Raw genomic sequence first — 16,701 nt, 5'->3', positions numbered from 1 at the left:
ATAATCCTTTGATGACCTCCATGTAGTAACACAAACTTATCTTTTCAAGTTTATCTACAATCAAAAAGGTAACCTGAGTGAAATCTGCAACTAGCTAATTACTGTAAAAGGACAACTTAACTCAACTTTTTAATAAGGTCACCCATATCATCAGGCAAGGGGGCTTCAAAACGTAAAGTCTCCTTTGATTTTGGGTGAACAAAGCCCAAACTCGCCGCATGTAAAGCTTGCCTAGGAAAAGATATAATTTCCTGAACAATATCCTCGGAAAAAGATTTTGAGGGAATTTTTCTACGACCACCATACAATGGGTCTCCAACCAAACCATGACCAACATGGGCTAAATGGACACGGATCTGATGGGTCCTCCCCGTTTCCAAACGACATTCTATCAAAGCCAAACTAGAAAAGGACCCATAATTTTCAAGAACTCGTACTCTGGTAATTGCGTGACGCCCTGCACCAAATAGGACTGCCTGTTTCTGCCTGTTCGTCCTGTGTCGAGCTAAATTAGTAGTAACTTTTAAAATATTACCAGCCTCGAAACTGACACCCTTAACACCCCTCAGTCGGGGATCACTGGCATCTGGTACTCCAAAACATAAAGCCTGATAACTCCTTTCAACAGAATGATTTTCAAATTGCCTTGCAAGAAATTGGTGAGCGAAGTCTGATTTTGCGGACACTAATAAGCCGCTTGTATCTTTATCAATTCGATGTACGATACCAGGTCTTTTACTGCCACCTACCCCAGACAAAGTATCCCCACAATGATGGAGCAATGCGTTAACTAAAGTCTTGTTAGGAGAGCCAGGCGCTGGGTGAACAACCATTCCGACGGGTTTATTGACAACGATAAGATAGTCATCCTCGTAAACGATATTCAAAGGGATATTCTCAGGAAAATTATCAATATCCTTTATTTCAGGAATCATTATTTCCACTAACTGTCCTTCAGATACTGATGCATCAATATGGGTTGCGACTGATCCGTCTAAGCGCACCACGCCTTGCTCGATTAGTTTGCGAAGTCGAGATCGCGATAAACTAGCGGAAACTGGCGCATCACGCGAAAGAGCTTTATCAAGACGCTTAGGAGGATTCGCAGTGACGAAGAACGATAAGATAGAAGACGACAAAATTGTCCCTCAAGCAGAAATTATAATACCACCCAGTATAAAGTTCTTAAAGCTGCTTGTCACCGTGTTAGCGTGTGTGATGATAATCGGGTTCATTATCATAGTAACCCTTTTTGTTTTAAACTTTCAGAAAAGTCATGTTCCAATTCCGGTCACACTGGAATTACAAAACGGTGTTAAGCCAATAGCCTATACACAAACAAAAGACTGGTACGCAATCGTTACAGGTGACCATGAGATCTTAATTTATGACAATTCGGGAAATAAAATCCAAAAAATCAAAGTAAATTACAACTCTCCTTAATCTACAAAAAGAGTTTTAAATTCCTGCCACTCCCCTTTGCTCATCCCAGAATTCTGCATATCTACACTTTCGCCTTTGATCATTCGCCGCAAAACATTTACGGAGGTCTCAGAAAGTGTAGCTCCACCGAGTCTATAATCTTCAAAAGCTCGGTACGTATGCGGCACCCATTCTTTGACTAAATTACAAATTTCATCCGCATAGATCCTTATTTCATACTGAGCATGTGGATCAGCCCTTAGCCTCAAAAAATGAAGTAAATTATGCAAATCAACCTTCCAATACCATTGTGTGTAAATGTTGGCCGGCAGGTTCATGCGCGCAAGCTCGCGTGCTAATCCCTGTTGTCCGTCTTGAGAGATCATTTTCTCATAATTATCATAGCATCTTGCACTGTCAGCTTTTAAAAGCTCTAGAACAGTTTGGGCCTCTTCATCTTTTAAGGCTTCACCCCGCCCCTGATTATTTATAACAGATTGCGCTGCAATATGCTCAGGGCTTGGTATGTAAAACTCTCTATCTAATATCGAGTATCGCGCTGAATATTCATTAACATTTGCAGTTCGATGTCGGATCCATTGACGCGCCACAAAAACCGGCAGTTTGACATGTAATTTTATCTCACACATCTCAAATGGCGTTGAATGCCAATGACGCATTAAATATCTTATAAGCCCTTCATCGTTCTGGACTGACTTAGTACCCTTCCCATAACTAACCCGAGCGGCTTGGCATATTGCACTATCATCTCCCATATAATCGACAACCCGCACAAACCCATGATCAAGAACCTGAAAAGCTGTATATAGTTTCTCTTCCATACCAGCACTTACAACCCTGCGCGTTTTAGCTAACTGCTCGCGTTGAGCGCTTATTTCTTCCGTCTGTTCGGGCGATAGCGGCATTTTGAAGTCCTTTGTTGAATCACTTGTCTATTACTATATCTAGAGAAGTGCCGTGAATAAACCACAACATGAAGAAACGTTTTAAGTAAATTTTATATTTGGCTTCAATTGACTATTTATCCATCCTAGACACAAGGCCTTGAATTGAAATACCATGAACGTTAGTTGAGCTTATTAAAAAAGTTATAAAGAATTGGAAAAAAATTGGAAATTAAATATCTACATACCATGGTAAGAGTAAAAGATCTCGAAAAATCTATTGCTTTCTACAACTTACTTGGACTCAAAGAAATAAAAAGAAATGAAAGCGAGATGGGACGATTTACGCTTGTCTTTCTTGCAGCCGACGGCCAACACGAATGTCCGCTAGAACTGACGTTTAATTGGGATGGTGATGATAAACTTCCCTCTGACAGTCGACATTTTGGCCATTTAGCTTATGAGGTAAAAAATATCTATCAAACCTGTCTCCACCTACAGGAAAATGGTATAGTCATCAATCGACCCCCACGTGATGGACGAATGGCATTCGTGCGGTCGCCAGATAATATTTCAATTGAACTACTCCAATGTGGTGAAGCTCTAAAACCTAGTGAACCGTGGACTTCTATGCCAAATATTGGTCACTGGTAAAGTTTAATGATATTTGTTGAATTAAAACGAACTAGAAACTGAACCTAGTTGAACTTTTTTGTCTTTAGAACATCTCGTATTTCGGAGATAATCGCCGTATATTTTTTTTTCGGGACCGCTTGCCCTGAGCACCAGCTATACAGATCCTGGTCGTTTTCAAAAAGAAGGTCAGAGTACAGATCCAACTCAACTCCAGGCATCTTTTCTAGACAAACATCGCTGTAGTATGTGAGTATAACGTCCATCTCCTTAATACCACGCCTCATTGACCGCATTTTGAGTTTTTTGATTTTATTCTCTCTTCCATCTGACATCATATGTCCTTTAATCTAGACCTTAATTGTTTTTCAAGCTTCGCCAACTTATCTGCGGATGATAGTAGCCCAGTCTGAACCGCTCTTATTTCAAATAGTATATCATTGATTTCTGGGGGAACCTGGGTTTCTTGATCTGAATGTTCAACTCCGTCACCTTCACCATGCAAGAGCCACATAACAGACACACCAAGCAAACCGGCTAACATAGACAATCTATTGGCCCGTGGTTCACTTATATCCTGCTCCCATGATTTAAGCGTTAGCAATTTTATGCCAAGTCGTTTAGCAACAAGTTTTTGAGTCATGCCAGATTTTTCAATGGCGGCGGATAGCCGATCACCAAAGGTGGCAGTCTCAGGTCCGTACCAATCCAGATCATCAATCATGACATGCTCCAATTATTTTCTTGAATGGTTATTCGCGGGAGCATAAGACACATAGATATCAAACTCAAATAGGTATATGATGGTAACTCTGTCAAAATCGCTATCTAAAATTAATGCGTCCGCAACCATTACAATGTCTGCACTTGCTAATAGATTGAAATCAGAGGGTAAAGACATAATCAGTCTATCAGCTGGTGAGCCAGATTTTGGGACCCCAAAACATATTCAAGAGGCGGCAATTGAGGCTATCAAAGCGGGTAAGACAAAATATACAGACCCAGATGGAATGCCCGAATTAAAAGACGCAATTTCACAGAAGTTCCTAGAAGAGAATAATCTAAAATATGAGCCGTCCCAAATATCAGTGGGAACAGGTGGAAAGCAAATATTATACAATGCTTTGATGGCTACACTGAATGCGAACGATGAAGTTATTATCCCAGCGCCCTATTGGGTCTCATACCCAGATATGGTTAAACTGGCGGGGGGCATTCCGAAAATTGTAAAAACAGTTTCGGAAAATAATTACAAATTACAGCCAAATGACTTAAAGGCGGCAATATCAGATAAAACGAAGTGGCTAATCTTTAATTCACCTTCAAATCCGACTGGTGCAGCTTATTCAGCAGATGAACTAAAAATGTTGACAGATGTGCTTTTGGAATTTCCAAAAGTTAACATATTATCTGATGATATTTACGAGCACTTAACTTTCGATGATTTTAATTTCGTAACACCTGTTGAGGTAGAACCTAAACTTTATGATAGAACTGTTACATGTAATGGTGTTTCTAAAGGTTATGCTATGACTGGTTGGCGCATTGGATATGCAGGTGGGCCAAAACAAATTATTTCAGCAATGCGTAAAATCCAATCGCAATCGACTTCTAATCCCTGCACGATCAGTCAGTGGGCGGCACTGGCTGCTTTAACTGGACCAAAAGATTTTATTCACGAGAACAAATATATTTTTGAAGAGCGTCGAAACCTAGTTGTAAAACAGTTAAGTGCTATAGATGGTATATCTTGCCCCATTCCGAATGGGGCCTTTTACGTTTACCCAGACATTAGCAAATTCATTGGTAAGAAAACTCGATCGGGAAATGTGATTTCTAACGATGAGCAATTTGCATTATCACTCCTGAAAGAAAAAAATGTAGCAGTTGTATTTGGAGCAGCATTCGGTCTTTCACCAAACTTCCGTATAAGTTTTGCTACATCAATTGATAAGCTTCAAACTGCTTGTGATCGAATATCTTCATTTTGTAATAGTTTGGTTGAATAGTCTATAATACTAGAGCGTAACCTTACGATCCGAATTCACCAGAAAAATAAACCGGACTCCGAGCAAGGTTGCTGCAAACCCCAAGCCCGTGCCTAATCCAGCCCATATTCCTAGGGAGCCCCAATTAGTGACAAATGCAAAAAAATATGCTGATGGAATACCCACCAACCAGTAACTCAAGATTGTAATCAACATCGGCACCGTGGTATCCTGTATACCTCTTAGCAATCCTAAAGCCATTGCTTGACCACCGTCTACAAATTGAAAAAGTGCCGCAGCAATCAGTAATAGTGCGCCTATATAAATTATTTGGTCTCGTGCTGGATCATCTATATCAACATAAAATGACACAAGCATGTCCCCAAAAGTAATCAGAAAAATCATTGCAATAAAAGAAAAAAGCACCGAACAGGACCCGGCAACTTTAGCTCCTTTTTTTAAATATTCTAAATTTTTAATCCCCCAAGCATTGCCAGCTCTAATTGTAGATGCCTCTGCCAACCCTAAATGGATCATAAACATAACAGATGCTATTTGAAGTGCTATGCCATGAGCCGCAAGCGTTACTGCTCCAAACCAGCCCATCATTATTGATGAGGCAGTGAACAAACCAGCCTCAGCAACAATGCTTGTCCCAATCGGCAATCCTAGTTTTGCAACCTTGAGGAACGCAACTTTGTCAAAATTAAAAAACCTTACCAATAGCTTATATTCAGGTAATTTCCAAAGTGCATAAGCAGTGATCAAAAGTGCGGTTATAATTTGGACTATTACAGAAGAAATAGCAGCTCCGGAAACTCCTAATTCGGGAAAGCCTAACTTTCCAAATATTAAAAGATAGTTGAGGGGTATGTTTAAAAGCACAGTAGTTAATGTGATAATCAGCGTCACCTTGGTAAGGTGCAAGCCGGACAGGAAAAACCGGACGACCATAGCCCATAGAGCAGGTATCAATCCAAACCCCACAATACGAGTATAATTTTCAGCATAGCCAGATATATCACTCGCTTGTCCAAGAAAAATCAGGATGGGACCCGCATTAAAAAATAATGGTAGAATTAAAATTGCATATATTAGCGATAACCATAACCCCATCCGCATGTATCGTCTGGCAAGGGTTATCTCGCCTGCGCTTGAAGTCGAGGCAACAAGAGGCTGAACTGCAAAAGAAAATCCAGCACCAAACAAAAAGAATATAAAAAAGTAAGCATTCCCAAGGACTAGCGCAGCCAGAGCAGGTATCGAGTACCAACCCATCATTACAGTATCCGTGATACCAAGTGCTACATTAGCCAGATGTGTACCAATAAGAGGTATAGCTAATTTAACTAGATTTTTCCCACTTGCACGGAAAGTCTGTTCATTCTCCATGGAAAAGCCATGGCATTTGAACAGACCTCTTTCAAGTCAATTATAAATTGAATGAGTTAATTTTGTGTGAAACATTAAAGCGCAAAGATGCTTATTTTATAATTTACATGCTTAAAGTCGATTTATTAAACTAGAAAAATTATTCTTACTCTTGTTTATTTAACTTTGCAGATTTAAAAAAGAGTAAAAAAGAGCAGCAGTAGATGACTGACCTATTGTCAGACTTAAATAATCAAGAATACGACGCGTCTTCAATAGAAGTTCTTGAGGGTTTAGAGCCTGTGCGAAAGCGCCCCGGGATGTACATAGGTGGCACAGACGAACGCGCCCTTCACCATATGGTTTCCGAAATTTTAGATAATTCTATGGATGAGGCTGTAGCAGGTCACGCCAATCGCATCGAAGTGGAACTTAAAGAAAATTATGAAATCTGTATAAGAGATAATGGAAGAGGCGTTCCGGTTGATCCACATCCGAAATATCCTGATAAATCAGCACTGGAAGTAATTTTCTGCACATTACATGCTGGAGGAAAATTTTCGGGGAAAGCGTATCAAACTTCTGGAGGATTGCATGGCGTCGGTGCATCGGTTGTTAATGCACTCTCCAGTTCTATGGTAGTACAAGTAGCCCGCAATAAGGAACTTTACGAACAAAAATTCTCTCGAGGTATTGCTCTTGGTAATTTAGAGAAGATTGGGAACGCTTCGAATAGGCGAGGAACTTATGTAAGTTTTGTGCCCGACAACGAAATCTTTGGAAATCATAAATTTAAACCCTCTCGACTTTTTAAATCAATTAGGTCGAAGGCGTACTTATTTTCTGGTGTAGAAATAAGGTGGAAGTCAGAGATAAGTGATGGAGAGACACCAACCGATGCAACTTTCCATTTTCCTGGTGGCCTTTCAGATTTTTTAAACGAAACCCTGAATGGGGTATCTACTTACGCCCATTACCCTTTCGCTGGCACTGTTGATTTTTATGAAAAATTTCAAATTCCGGGTAAAGTTGAATGGGCCATAAATTGGACACCCGCCAGAGATGGTTTTGTTAAATCCTATTGCAACACTGTGCCAACACCCGAAGGAGGTACACATGAAAGTGGCTTCTGGGCAGCTATCTTAAAAAGTATCAAAAGCTACGGTGAACGCATTAATAGTAAGAAATCAAAAGATATTACGCGAGAAGACCTGACATTAGGCAGCTGTGCACTGGTGTCTTGCTTTATACAGGAACCTGAATTTGTTGGACAAACTAAAGACCGTCTTGCAACTGTGGAGGCTCAAAAATTAGTAGAGAGCTCAGTCCGGGACCATTTTGATAATTGGTTAGCATCTGATAGTAAGTCTGCAACTGCTATCTTAGATTTTCTTATCTTACGGGCGGAAGAAAGGCTACGAAGACGGCAAGAGAAAGAAACAGCCAGAAAGTCGGCAACCAAAAGGCTTCGTTTGCCAGGAAAGCTCGTTGACTGCTCAGAAAGCACAAGAGACGGTACTGAAATATTTATCGTTGAAGGAGATAGTGCCGGGGGTTCCGCAAAAATGGCAAGGGATAGAAAAACTCAAGCACTATTACCATTAAGAGGAAAAATTTTGAATGTCCTTGGTGCTGCAAGCTCAAAACTGGGAACTAATCAGGAGATTAATGACCTGACACAAGCATTGGGTACAAGCTTGGGATCAAAATTTAATATCGATGACCTCAGATATGACAAAGTAATAATAATGACAGATGCAGACGTGGACGGCGCACATATTGCATCTCTTTTGATGACATTCTTTTTCACACAAATGAGACCACTCATCGATCAAGGGCACCTCTACCTGGCTTGCCCCCCACTTTTTCGCCTTACTCAAGGTTCACAAAGAGTCTACTGCAAAGACCAAATTGAGCGTGATAAATGGCTGTCCGAAGGCTTGGGTGGCAAAGGTAAGATAGAAGTCAGCCGCTTCAAAGGCTTAGGAGAAATGGATGCCAAGGATCTCAAGCAAACGACAATGGATCCAAAAAGTAGAAAGCTAATTCGGGTATCTATTGATGAAGAACAGCCGGGTGAAACTGGGGATCTAGTTGATAGGTTAATGGGAAAAAAACCTGAGTTAAGATACCAATATATTCAAAGCAATGCTCGTTTTGTTAACGAGCTGGATGTCTAGTCTTTCCACTCCATTCCAGTAAGTTTTTCTAGCAAAAGTAAAAGATCATCAGGCACGACAACAAATTCCTCTGCAACTTTACCCTGACCCGGCAAACGTGTTCCCTGGTCCCTGGATACAGCCGTTTCTAAATCATTCAGAAGATTTTCGAGAGCAGTAGCGTTTTGGGGATCAATCAAAATGTAGTATTGTCCTAGGTTATGCGGTTCTCCATCTTTAGCTTTGAGGGGTTGCACAAATTGTGAAGCCAAGCCTCCTGCAAGACCTGCTGCTAATACTTCTGCCATAAGCCCAAAACCCCATCCTTTATAACCACCACTCGATACTAAAGAACCTTCTAAAGCAGCCTCTGGGTCGGTTGTTGGTTCACCATTCTTATCAAGGGCCCAACCAAAAGGTATTTTTTCACCCGCTGCTTTGGCCATTGTAATTTTGCCTAAAGCAACGGCAGTAGTAGATTGATCAAAATGAATTGCGGTATTTCCTTTTCCGTCCGGCACCGAAAATGCAATTGGATTTGTTCCAATAATGCGCGATTTACCACCCGGTGCAGCAACAATTGGTGAGGCATTAGTAAACCCAAGACCAATCAGATTACTCTTTGTAATCTGCTCAGTAAAATAACCAAGCGATGTACAGGTATGCGCACCTCCAATTGCTAAAGAACAAATGCCATTTTCTAATGCTGCCTCACGGGCTAAAACTATACCTCTTTGGAATGCTGGCTGGGCAAATCCAAACTTAGCATCAACGCGCACTATCCCCGCTTTTTCTTGGGAAACGATCGGCTCAATATCGCCCCTAACCCTACCCGATTTCAGTTGAAGACAATAACTCTCCAAATAGTATAAACCACAAATCCTATTGCCAACGCTCTCAGAGTTTGCGATTGCATCCGCCACCGCGGCTGCTATCCAGTCAAGTGCTCCGAATTTTACCAGAGATGCTTTGGAAAGATTGAAAATATTCGCGACTGATAGTGTAGCCATGTTTAACCCTTTAGAATTAATTTAATATTTCTTAATTGATACTAGAACTTATTTTTCATATTTTGACGATCAAACAATTAACCAGATCATCCTGAATTATTGAGGATACTGTGGGCTAGCCATGCAGAGTTATCACTGATTTTTCATGAGAACAATCTTTTGATCAATTTTAATTTAAGTTCACCAATGGATCTCCGAAATTTCTATGAATTGAATTAAAAACTATTATAGGATTGACGTGCTAGACCTTTGAGCTATCACTATACTTCTCATAAGGAAATAAAATGAATTTAAGTAACGGTATCGAATATCTAGCCATTCCAGGTCCATCTGTAATTCCTGAAAAAGTTCTGCAGGCGATGCATCGATCATCGCCCAATATATATGAAGGGGCACTTGTAGAATTAACAGATAATATTGTTCCTAAACTGTGTAAGGTTGCAAGAACTGAAGGCGATGTAGCAATGTATATTGCCAATGGCCATGGCGCTTGGGAGGCAGCTCTAGCCAATACAACTGATATAGGCGATAAAATACTTGTAGTTGCAACAGGTCGGTTTGGACACGGGTGGGGAGAGATTGGACAAAAAAATGGCCTAGACACAACCGTATTAGATTTTGGAACCAGCAGCACTATCGACTTAGCTCTGCTGGAATCGGCTCTAAAAGAAGACAAAAACTACAAAGCGGTTCTGGTCACACACGTCGACACTTCGACTTCTGTAAAAAATGAAATCGCACCAATCCGAGCTTTGTTAAATAATATTAATCACGAAGCCTTACTGTTGGTTGACTGTATCGCTTCACTCGCATGCGATGAATTTCATATGGACGCCTGGGGTGTCGATGTGATGGTGGCTGCCTGTCAAAAGGGTATCATGGTACCACCTGGCGTTAGCTTTGTATTTTTTAATCAAAGAGCAAAGGATCGACAAAAATCTCTTAAAATGGTCGCGTCTTATTGGGACTGGGCTCCCCGCATAAATCCAGATTATTATTACAAGTATTTTGGAGGAACCGCTCCAACCCACCACCTCTACGGGCTTGATGTAGCTCTTAATATGATTTTAAAAGAAAGTATCGAGGTGGTTTGGAAAAGACATGAAGTACTTGCGACAGCCATATGGACGGCTATTGATGAATGGGTGAAGGGTGGAGAATTAAAGGCTAACATTCAAGATAAGAACTTGAGATCAAATGCCGTAACTTCACTACGTGTTAACACACCAAATGGTACCCTCCTGAGAAAATGGCTACAAGAAAATACTGGATTAACGATCGGCATTGGGCTAGGCATGGCAACGCCTAAAGACCCTAATGGAGATGGTTTTTTTAGATTAGGCCATATGGGTCATGTAAATGCCCAAATGATAATGGCGTTAATTGCAACTCTGGAAACCGCTATGATCGCTGTTGGAGTTCCTCATGGTAATAATGCAATAAACAAGGCAGCATCAGTTATCGCAGAGCTTTAAGGACTTCAGGAAGAACATTCTTGAGTAAATCTATTTCTTCATCTCGCCCAACTGTTACTCTGATTGTTCTATCAAGTGGGGCAACTATGGGCTTCCTGACAAAAATTTTCGCTTCAAGCAGGCCATTCATAATTTGATTTGCAAATTTTCCATCTTTACCGCAATCGATAGCAACAAAGTTTGTCGCAGATGGTATCGCAGATAAACCGTTTGATTGAGCAATTTGGTAAATTTTCTCCCTGCCAAGAGCGATTTTTTTAACTACCCCTGACAAATATCTTTGATCTTTTATAGCCGCTATTGCTGCAACTTGAGACAATAAACTGTTTCCAAAATGGTTTCTTATCTTATCAAATTCAGAGATTAGCTCTTTAGTGCCAATACCATATCCTATTCGGGCGCCAGCAATGCCGTAGGCCTTTGAAAACGTGCGAAATCTAATCATTCTGGGATCATCCAAAAATATTGGGACTTTTGCTTCATCTGGAGCGAATTCAGCATATGCTTCGTCCAAAATAAGTAAACTATCACTTGGCAGTTTTTCTAGTAATGAAACTATTTGCTCACCGCGTGTCCAAGTGCCCATGGGGTTGTTGGGATTAGAAAGGTATACTAGTTTTGCTTTAGTTTTAGAAGCAGTATCAATAAGTGATTGTAGATCTTCTTTGTCATCTAGATAGTCACATTTAAAAAGTTGCCCACCAAAACCCTCGACGTGATAGTTAAAGGTTGGATAGGACCCATTTGATGTGACCACATTGTCGCCTACTTGGACAAATAACCTTACCAAATAGCCTAAAAGAGCATCAATGCCTTCCCCTATAACTATATTTTCATCAGGAATATTATAGAAATTTGCCAGTACTTTTTTTAAATCATAGGCTGTTGGATCTGGATATCTCCAAATATTAACAGACAGGTTTTTCACTGCCTCAAGCACTTTCGGTGACGGACCGTAACAGTTCTCATTAGCACCAAGTCGCGCTGAAAATTTTTGTCCTGAAATACGTTCATGCTCCTCCGGGGCAACAAATGGAATACTGGCCGGAAGTGATTTTACAATGTTTGTCAATCGATGGTCATTCATACGAGGATACAAAACCAATTTTTTCAAGGAAGCAAGAGCCGTTGCAGATTTAACATAACCGATTTACTATCTAAGAAAGAGACGAGCATTTTTGATTAAAGGGCATATCATTGGACAATAAAGCACTTCCCTTTGCAAGCTACGAATGGAAAATTGCTTGGCGATATCTACGAGCCAAGCGCGCTGAAGGCGGCGTCAGTGTGATGACTTGGATCAGCCTCATCGGAATTACACTCGCAGTTTTTGCTTTGGTAGCAACATTATCAGTAAGATCCGGGTTTAGGACTGAGATTGTTGACACAATTTTGGGGGCTAACTCACATATAACACTATATAAATCGCCCTCACAGGATCAGTACGGAAACGTTAGCAGGACTTTCAAAGACTATGATGAGATAGCGTTTAACCTACTTTCGTTAACAGGTGTTAAAGGGAGTGCGCCTCTGATTAGAAGTCAGATTATGGCAACATTTGACAATCGTAACACTGGATTAGAGGTTTTTGGCATATCATATGACAACCTGCTCGGTCTTGATAGAATTGCCAAGCCAGAAGAATTCGAAGGTGATATAAATGATTTTAAAAATGGCATCGCTATCGGATCAGGAGTTGCTAGGGAATTAGGCGTGAAAGTTGGTGACAGCATCAAACTTATTTCGCCAAATGGAGTAAGGACCGCATTTGGCACTTCGCCGCGAGTTAAACAGTTCAAAATAGTTTATATATTCACAGCCGGAAGGTATGATATTGACAGAACTAGGTCATATATACCGTTCAGTGTCGCACAAGAGTACTTCAACAGAGAAGGATTAGCGGACGAAATTGAAGTCCTTTTAAATAATCCAAGTAATCTAACCGAAGCTATTTCCCAGATAGAGAATGTCGTCGCTCCTGATGTTCAGTTATGGACTTGGAGAGATGCTTCAAGCAGTTTTTTGCGAGCTCTTGAGATAGAAGACAATGTAATGTTTGTTCTCATGTCAATTTTGGTAATGATAGCAAGTATGAATATTATATCAGGTTTAATCATGTTGGTTAAAAATAAAGGTAGGGATATTGGGATATTACGCACTATAGGACTATCACGAGGCTCAATAATGCGAATATTTATGATATGTGGGGCTTTCACTGGAATTTTAGGTACCATTTTTGGCATAGCTTTAGGCTGCCTATTCGCAATATATATTGACCCCATTTTTTCTGTTATTAATGTTCTTTCCGGTGGCGGTGTATGGGATCCGTCCATTAGAGGAATATACTCTGTGCCCGCAGAATTACATGTTATGGACTTAATAAAGGCAACTTGCTTATCTTTAGGGTTGAGTTTTTTAGTTACAATTATTCCTGCAAGAAGAGCCGCCAGCCTTCACCCAGTGGATGCTCTTCGTTATGAATAAACCGGTATTAGAACTAGCATCTATTGAAAAAAGCTATTCCAAAGGAAGTTCAAATAAAATTGAAGTATTAAAGGGTGTCGATTTAAAATTATTTCCAGGCGAACTTGTTGCTTTAGTTGCGCCGTCTGGCGCTGGTAAATCCACCCTTCTTCAAATTGCTGGGTTACTTGATAAACCACTGAGCGGTAAAATATTTATAGACGGGCGAGAAATACAAAACGAAAGTGATAATCAACTCACGATGATACGACGGCGAGAAATTGGCTTCGTTTATCAATTTCATCATCTGTTGCCTGAGTTCTCAGCAAGAGAAAATATTGATCTGCCTCAACTTTCCAATGGGGTTCCATTAAAAGATACTCAAAGACGGTCAAAGGAACTGTTAGATTTGGTAAATCTTGCAAATAGATCTGATCATAGACCAGCAGAGCTGTCTGGCGGTGAGCAACAAAGAATAGCAATTTGCAGAGCGCTTGCGAATAAACCCAAAATAATTTTAGCAGATGAGCCCACTGGAAATTTAGATCAAAATACCACTTTGTCAGTTTTTGAGACTTTGCTGAAGATTGTCAAAAAAACAAATTTAGCTGCCTTGATCGCGACACACAACTTAGATCTGGCGAAGCGAATGGACAGAGTTGTAAAACTAATCGACGGAAAAATAAGTTAGCTTCGCTCATAATCATCGCTCAAATTATTAGGATCTGCTCCCAGTAAAAACCGGAGTAACCTAACGATATTTTTACTTCCTTGTCTGAGCCAGCCATTTTTGCGATATTTTCTTGATGAGGTCGTTATAACAATGGGCATGCAGGATAATTTTCCTTTAAACCGCAATGCTAATTCTACATCTTCCATAATGGGTATCGGTGAATAACTGCCATTTTTCATGAGTAACGTTCTGGATATTAACAATCCCTGGTCACCATAAGGCAGATTAAAAATTAACGATCGAGCGTTTGCCCAAGTTGATGTCATTGAGGCAAGTGGATGTATAATATCAAAAGCTAATTTACAGTAGTGCCCAGCGTCTTTATTTAAATATTTTTTTACAATTTTACTCCATCCTGGCTCAAGCATTGAGTCACTGTGTAAGACAAATATGAAATCTCCTTTGGCTAAATTCACACCCTTTTTTAGTTGACACCCTCGAGAGGCTTCGCTTGAGACAAATTTTCCTCCACACTCCTCCACAATTTCTCTTGTTTCATCTGTAGAGCCACCATCTACGACAATTAACTCTCTAATAATTCCAGCTTCAATACCTTCAAATAAGCTCGCAAGTGTCTTTAAAATTGTATTTTGTGAGTTCAATGTTGGAATTACTATTGATATTGGTGCGCGCATGAGTTTTCCATATGAATAAAATGCGGTAAGTTTTAAAAAGGAGCTATTAAATGGTAACACCGCTTAATAACCGAAAGGTTTTGGGGCTGAAAGGAAGCGATTGTAAAAAATTTCTGCAAAATTTAATAAGTAATGATATTAATTTAATCGATGATGGTATAGTTTACAGTGCTTTACTAACACCTCAAGGCAAGTATACAGCTGATTTCTTCGTCGTACCGCTTGGCGATGCACTGGGAATTGATGTTCATGCAGATCTGGCTCAAACCTTACTTGAAAAGTTTAATATTTATAAATTGCGGTCAGATGTAGAAATAAAAGAATTAGAAGTCACTGTCGCATTGGGACTAACTGATCCCCCAGAAGGGGCCTTCACTGATCCTCGTCATCCAAAACTAGGGTGGCGTTTATACAGCATAGATGCAGAGAAATTTAACCAGCCCATAAATTGGACCAAATTACGGGTTGATTACGTAATTCCAGAGTATCGAAGCGAACTAACTGGCGAAAGTTATATATTGGAAATGGGATTTGAGAGACTAAACGGTGTCGATTTCAAAAAAGGCTGCTACGTAGGACAAGAAGTTACGGCAAGGATGAAACATAAAACAGAATTGCATAAAGGGTTGGTAAAGATAGGCTCCGAGCAGACCATGGTAAATGGGGAAGAATTATTTTTAAATGATAAGCCAATAGGATCTGTACTGACGGTTTATGATAGGTCAGCTTTGGCATATGTACGTTTAAAAAATAGAGATGAAATACTGTCTACAAAAAGTACTAAAAGGATATTCGTAGATAAAAACCCGATTCCATCGAACTAAGCTCTCTCGGAATATTCCATCGTCTCCGTATTCACTACTATGGCTTCATCTTGAGAAATAAATGGCGGCACCATAACCTTCACACCATTATCCAGAATTGCAGGTTTAAAACTATTTGCTGCTGTTTGCCCTTTAACAACAGGCTCTGTCTCAACAATTTGGCATACCACTTTAGCAGGCAATGAAGCATTCAGCGCCTCGTCATCGTAAAATTCGACAACAATTTGCATTCCATCTTGCAAAAAAGGTCTACGGTCACCAAGCAGGTCGGACGGCAATTCTATTTGTTCAAATGTTTCTGTATCCATAAAAACGAGCATTCCATCATTTTCATACAAGAACTGCTGATCCTTTTGTTCTAAGCGAACCTTCTCAACTTTATCTGCACTTCTAAAACGCTCGTTGAGTTTAGTTCCTGTACGAAGGTTCTTTAATTCAACCTGAGCAAAGGCTCCCCCCTTCCCAGGTTTAACATGATCAACTTTTATAGCAGCCCAAAGCCCGCCATCGTGATCAAGCACATTGCCAGGTTTTATTTCATTTCCATTTATCTTCGGCATTTTAAAGAAAAACCTATTTGTTGATTGTTTAGACAGCAGCTCTAACTAACAGAGGGAAGTTAGACAAGGCTTTTGACATGGGTCGCCTGATAGCTATGCGTTATGATCATAGTAGCTATGTATTTTTAGGCTACCCGAATCAGTTATAATGGTACATAAGCATCGTTACGCCAGAAGTATAAAGAAAAGGACGACGAGATGAAAGATTTCGTTGACGCATCAGCGTTTAATACAGAGCAAGGAAACCGGGCTAGGAAATTATTCGCTGCGGTCGTTCTGGCGGCATTGGATGATGCAATTGCAGATGACAGAAAATATGGAAACGGCCCTGAGCAAATAGCTCGGTGGGCAAGATCGCGCGATGGGCGTGAAGTTTTATCGTGCGCCGGCATTGATCCAAATGAACGCGTTGTGAGTGGATTAATGGAGTTTGTTGCTAAAGGTGTTAGGACTTCCGTTGCTCTTTCTAGAGAGGAAAGTGAGAGACGAAACGCAGCCTCTAATCACGCTGAGGCAGCCTAAA

Annotated in this window: 18 protein-coding genes; 9 read left to right on the top strand and 9 right to left on the bottom strand. The window is 40.3% G+C overall.

Features of this window, described 5'->3' with window-relative positions; translation table 11 throughout:
* Nucleotides 1–116: 116 nt before the first annotated feature.
* Nucleotides 117–1,139 carry an RluA family pseudouridine synthase gene (locus ACTF5Q_RS03900; protein ID WP_438953368.1) on the bottom strand — a complete coding sequence of 341 codons (1,023 nt, stop codon included), beginning with the start codon at nt 1,137–1,139 and terminating at the stop codon, nt 117–119.
* Between ACTF5Q_RS03900 and ACTF5Q_RS03895 the strand changes: the two genes are divergently transcribed.
* Nucleotides 1,108–1,443 (top strand): DUF6476 family protein, encoded by a 336-nt coding sequence (locus ACTF5Q_RS03895; RefSeq protein WP_438953367.1) that lies wholly within the window; start codon nt 1,108–1,110, stop codon nt 1,441–1,443. The two genes, ACTF5Q_RS03900 and ACTF5Q_RS03895, sit on opposite strands and share 32 nt — an antisense overlap.
* Here the strand turns inward: ACTF5Q_RS03895 and thyX are convergent.
* The gene (gene thyX / locus ACTF5Q_RS03890) at nt 1,440–2,348 is read right to left on the bottom strand and encodes an FAD-dependent thymidylate synthase (protein WP_438953366.1); all 909 of its coding nucleotides are present in this window, start codon (nt 2,346–2,348) and stop codon (nt 1,440–1,442) included. The two genes, ACTF5Q_RS03895 and thyX, sit on opposite strands and share 4 nt — an antisense overlap.
* Nucleotides 2,349–2,552: 204 nt before the next feature.
* Here thyX and ACTF5Q_RS03885 point away from each other — a divergent pair, with 204 nt between their 5' ends.
* Nucleotides 2,553–2,981 carry a VOC family protein gene (locus ACTF5Q_RS03885; RefSeq protein WP_438953365.1) on the top strand — a complete coding sequence of 143 codons (429 nt, stop codon included), beginning with the start codon at nt 2,553–2,555 and terminating at the stop codon, nt 2,979–2,981.
* Nucleotides 2,982–3,025: 44 nt separating this feature from the next.
* On the opposite strand, the gene ACTF5Q_RS03880 is transcribed toward ACTF5Q_RS03885, so the two are convergent.
* Together ACTF5Q_RS03880 and ACTF5Q_RS03875 are read right to left on the bottom strand one after the other, a co-directional pair.
* Nucleotides 3,026–3,295 (bottom strand): succinate dehydrogenase assembly factor 2, encoded by a 270-nt coding sequence (locus ACTF5Q_RS03880; RefSeq protein WP_438953364.1) that lies wholly within the window; start codon nt 3,293–3,295, stop codon nt 3,026–3,028.
* Nucleotides 3,295–3,684 (bottom strand): helix-turn-helix domain-containing protein, encoded by a 390-nt coding sequence (locus tag ACTF5Q_RS03875; protein ID WP_438953363.1) that lies wholly within the window; start codon nt 3,682–3,684, stop codon nt 3,295–3,297. Before ACTF5Q_RS03875 ends, ACTF5Q_RS03880 begins: the two co-directional genes overlap by 1 nt.
* A 79-nt stretch (nt 3,685–3,763) precedes the next feature.
* Here ACTF5Q_RS03875 and ACTF5Q_RS03870 point away from each other — a divergent pair, with 79 nt between their 5' ends.
* Nucleotides 3,764–4,969 carry a pyridoxal phosphate-dependent aminotransferase gene (locus ACTF5Q_RS03870; protein ID WP_438953515.1) on the top strand — a complete coding sequence of 402 codons (1,206 nt, stop codon included), beginning with the start codon at nt 3,764–3,766 and terminating at the stop codon, nt 4,967–4,969.
* Between the two features lie 9 nt (nt 4,970–4,978).
* Here ACTF5Q_RS03870 and ACTF5Q_RS03865 read toward each other — a convergent pair whose 3' ends face one another.
* Complete coding sequence (locus ACTF5Q_RS03865) at nt 4,979–6,340, bottom strand: MATE family efflux transporter (RefSeq protein ID WP_438953362.1); 1,362 nt, start codon at nt 6,338–6,340, stop codon at nt 4,979–4,981.
* Nucleotides 6,341–6,543: 203 nt separating this feature from the next.
* On the opposite strand from ACTF5Q_RS03865, the gene parE reads away from it, so the two are divergent.
* Nucleotides 6,544–8,499, top strand: a complete 1,956-nt coding sequence (gene parE / locus ACTF5Q_RS03860; RefSeq protein ID WP_438953361.1) for a DNA topoisomerase IV subunit B — start codon at nt 6,544–6,546, stop codon at nt 8,497–8,499.
* Here the strand turns inward: parE and ACTF5Q_RS03855 are convergent.
* Nucleotides 8,496–9,488 carry an Ldh family oxidoreductase gene (locus tag ACTF5Q_RS03855; RefSeq protein WP_438953360.1) on the bottom strand — a complete coding sequence of 331 codons (993 nt, stop codon included), beginning with the start codon at nt 9,486–9,488 and terminating at the stop codon, nt 8,496–8,498. The genes parE and ACTF5Q_RS03855 overlap by 4 nt on opposite strands.
* A 284-nt stretch (nt 9,489–9,772) precedes the next feature.
* On the opposite strand from ACTF5Q_RS03855, the gene ACTF5Q_RS03850 reads away from it, so the two are divergent.
* Nucleotides 9,773–10,963 (top strand): pyridoxal-phosphate-dependent aminotransferase family protein, encoded by a 1,191-nt coding sequence (locus ACTF5Q_RS03850; RefSeq protein WP_438953359.1) that lies wholly within the window; start codon nt 9,773–9,775, stop codon nt 10,961–10,963.
* On the opposite strand, the gene ACTF5Q_RS03845 is transcribed toward ACTF5Q_RS03850, so the two are convergent.
* Nucleotides 10,947–12,035, bottom strand: coding sequence for a pyridoxal phosphate-dependent aminotransferase (locus ACTF5Q_RS03845; RefSeq protein ID WP_438953358.1), 1,089 nt, complete (start codon nt 12,033–12,035; stop codon nt 10,947–10,949). The genes ACTF5Q_RS03850 and ACTF5Q_RS03845 overlap by 17 nt on opposite strands.
* 125 nt (nt 12,036–12,160) lie before the next feature.
* On the opposite strand from ACTF5Q_RS03845, the gene ACTF5Q_RS03840 reads away from it, so the two are divergent.
* Together ACTF5Q_RS03840 and ACTF5Q_RS03835 are read left to right on the top strand one after the other, a co-directional pair.
* A complete protein-coding gene (locus ACTF5Q_RS03840) occupies nt 12,161–13,447 on the top strand; it encodes a lipoprotein-releasing ABC transporter permease subunit (protein WP_438953357.1) in 1,287 nt (428 codons plus the stop codon).
* Nucleotides 13,440–14,117, top strand: coding sequence for an ABC transporter ATP-binding protein (locus ACTF5Q_RS03835; protein WP_438953356.1), 678 nt, complete (start codon nt 13,440–13,442; stop codon nt 14,115–14,117). The genes ACTF5Q_RS03840 and ACTF5Q_RS03835 overlap by 8 nt, the downstream gene beginning before the upstream one ends.
* Here ACTF5Q_RS03835 and ACTF5Q_RS03830 read toward each other — a convergent pair.
* Nucleotides 14,114–14,794: a TIGR04283 family arsenosugar biosynthesis glycosyltransferase gene (locus ACTF5Q_RS03830; protein WP_438953355.1), complete on the bottom strand. Its 681-nt coding sequence runs from the start codon at nt 14,792–14,794 to the stop codon at nt 14,114–14,116. The two genes, ACTF5Q_RS03835 and ACTF5Q_RS03830, sit on opposite strands and share 4 nt — an antisense overlap.
* 50 nt (nt 14,795–14,844) lie before the next feature.
* On the opposite strand from ACTF5Q_RS03830, the gene ygfZ reads away from it, so the two are divergent.
* Nucleotides 14,845–15,618, top strand: a complete 774-nt coding sequence (ygfZ, locus tag ACTF5Q_RS03825; protein ID WP_438953354.1) for a CAF17-like 4Fe-4S cluster assembly/insertion protein YgfZ — start codon at nt 14,845–14,847, stop codon at nt 15,616–15,618.
* Here ygfZ and efp read toward each other — a convergent pair.
* Nucleotides 15,615–16,178 carry an elongation factor P gene (gene efp, locus ACTF5Q_RS03820; protein WP_153695863.1) on the bottom strand — a complete coding sequence of 188 codons (564 nt, stop codon included), beginning with the start codon at nt 16,176–16,178 and terminating at the stop codon, nt 15,615–15,617. The two genes, ygfZ and efp, sit on opposite strands and share 4 nt — an antisense overlap.
* 198 nt (nt 16,179–16,376) lie before the next feature.
* Between efp and ACTF5Q_RS03815 the strand changes: the two genes are divergently transcribed.
* Nucleotides 16,377–16,700 carry a DUF6280 family protein gene (locus ACTF5Q_RS03815; RefSeq protein WP_438953353.1) on the top strand — a complete coding sequence of 108 codons (324 nt, stop codon included), beginning with the start codon at nt 16,377–16,379 and terminating at the stop codon, nt 16,698–16,700.
* Nucleotide 16,701 lies beyond the last annotated feature (1 nt).

Source organism: Candidatus Salinivivens marinus (assembly GCF_965655845.1).
In the GTDB taxonomy this organism is placed as follows: Bacteria; Pseudomonadota; Alphaproteobacteria; order Rhodobacterales; family Rhodobacteraceae; genus Salinivivens; species Salinivivens marinus.
The sequence above is the reverse complement of the archived record's forward strand: the minus strand, read 5'-3'. Positions and strand labels throughout refer to the sequence as shown.

Coding starts and splice junctions, on each gene's coding strand:
- thyX (WP_438953366.1), bottom strand. CDS start 2,348: ATGCCGCTATCGCCCGAACAGACGGAAGAAATAAGCGCTCAACGCGAG.
- ACTF5Q_RS03880 (WP_438953364.1), bottom strand. CDS start 3,295: ATGTCAGATGGAAGAGAGAATAAAATCAAAAAACTCAAAATGCGGTCA.
- ACTF5Q_RS03875 (WP_438953363.1), bottom strand. CDS start 3,684: ATGATTGATGATCTGGATTGGTACGGACCTGAGACTGCCACCTTTGGT.
- ACTF5Q_RS03870 (WP_438953515.1), top strand. CDS start 3,764: ATGGTAACTCTGTCAAAATCGCTATCTAAAATTAATGCGTCCGCAACC.
- ACTF5Q_RS03865 (WP_438953362.1), bottom strand. CDS start 6,340: ATGGAGAATGAACAGACTTTCCGTGCAAGTGGGAAAAATCTAGTTAAA.
- parE (WP_438953361.1), top strand. CDS start 6,544: ATGACTGACCTATTGTCAGACTTAAATAATCAAGAATACGACGCGTCT.
- ACTF5Q_RS03855 (WP_438953360.1), bottom strand. CDS start 9,488: ATGGCTACACTATCAGTCGCGAATATTTTCAATCTTTCCAAAGCATCT.
- ACTF5Q_RS03850 (WP_438953359.1), top strand. CDS start 9,773: ATGAATTTAAGTAACGGTATCGAATATCTAGCCATTCCAGGTCCATCT.
- ACTF5Q_RS03835 (WP_438953356.1), top strand. CDS start 13,440: ATGAATAAACCGGTATTAGAACTAGCATCTATTGAAAAAAGCTATTCC.
- ACTF5Q_RS03830 (WP_438953355.1), bottom strand. CDS start 14,794: ATGCGCGCACCAATATCAATAGTAATTCCAACATTGAACTCACAAAAT.
- ygfZ (WP_438953354.1), top strand. CDS start 14,845: ATGGTAACACCGCTTAATAACCGAAAGGTTTTGGGGCTGAAAGGAAGC.
- efp (WP_153695863.1), bottom strand. CDS start 16,178: ATGCCGAAGATAAATGGAAATGAAATAAAACCTGGCAATGTGCTTGAT.
- ACTF5Q_RS03815 (WP_438953353.1), top strand. CDS start 16,377: ATGAAAGATTTCGTTGACGCATCAGCGTTTAATACAGAGCAAGGAAAC.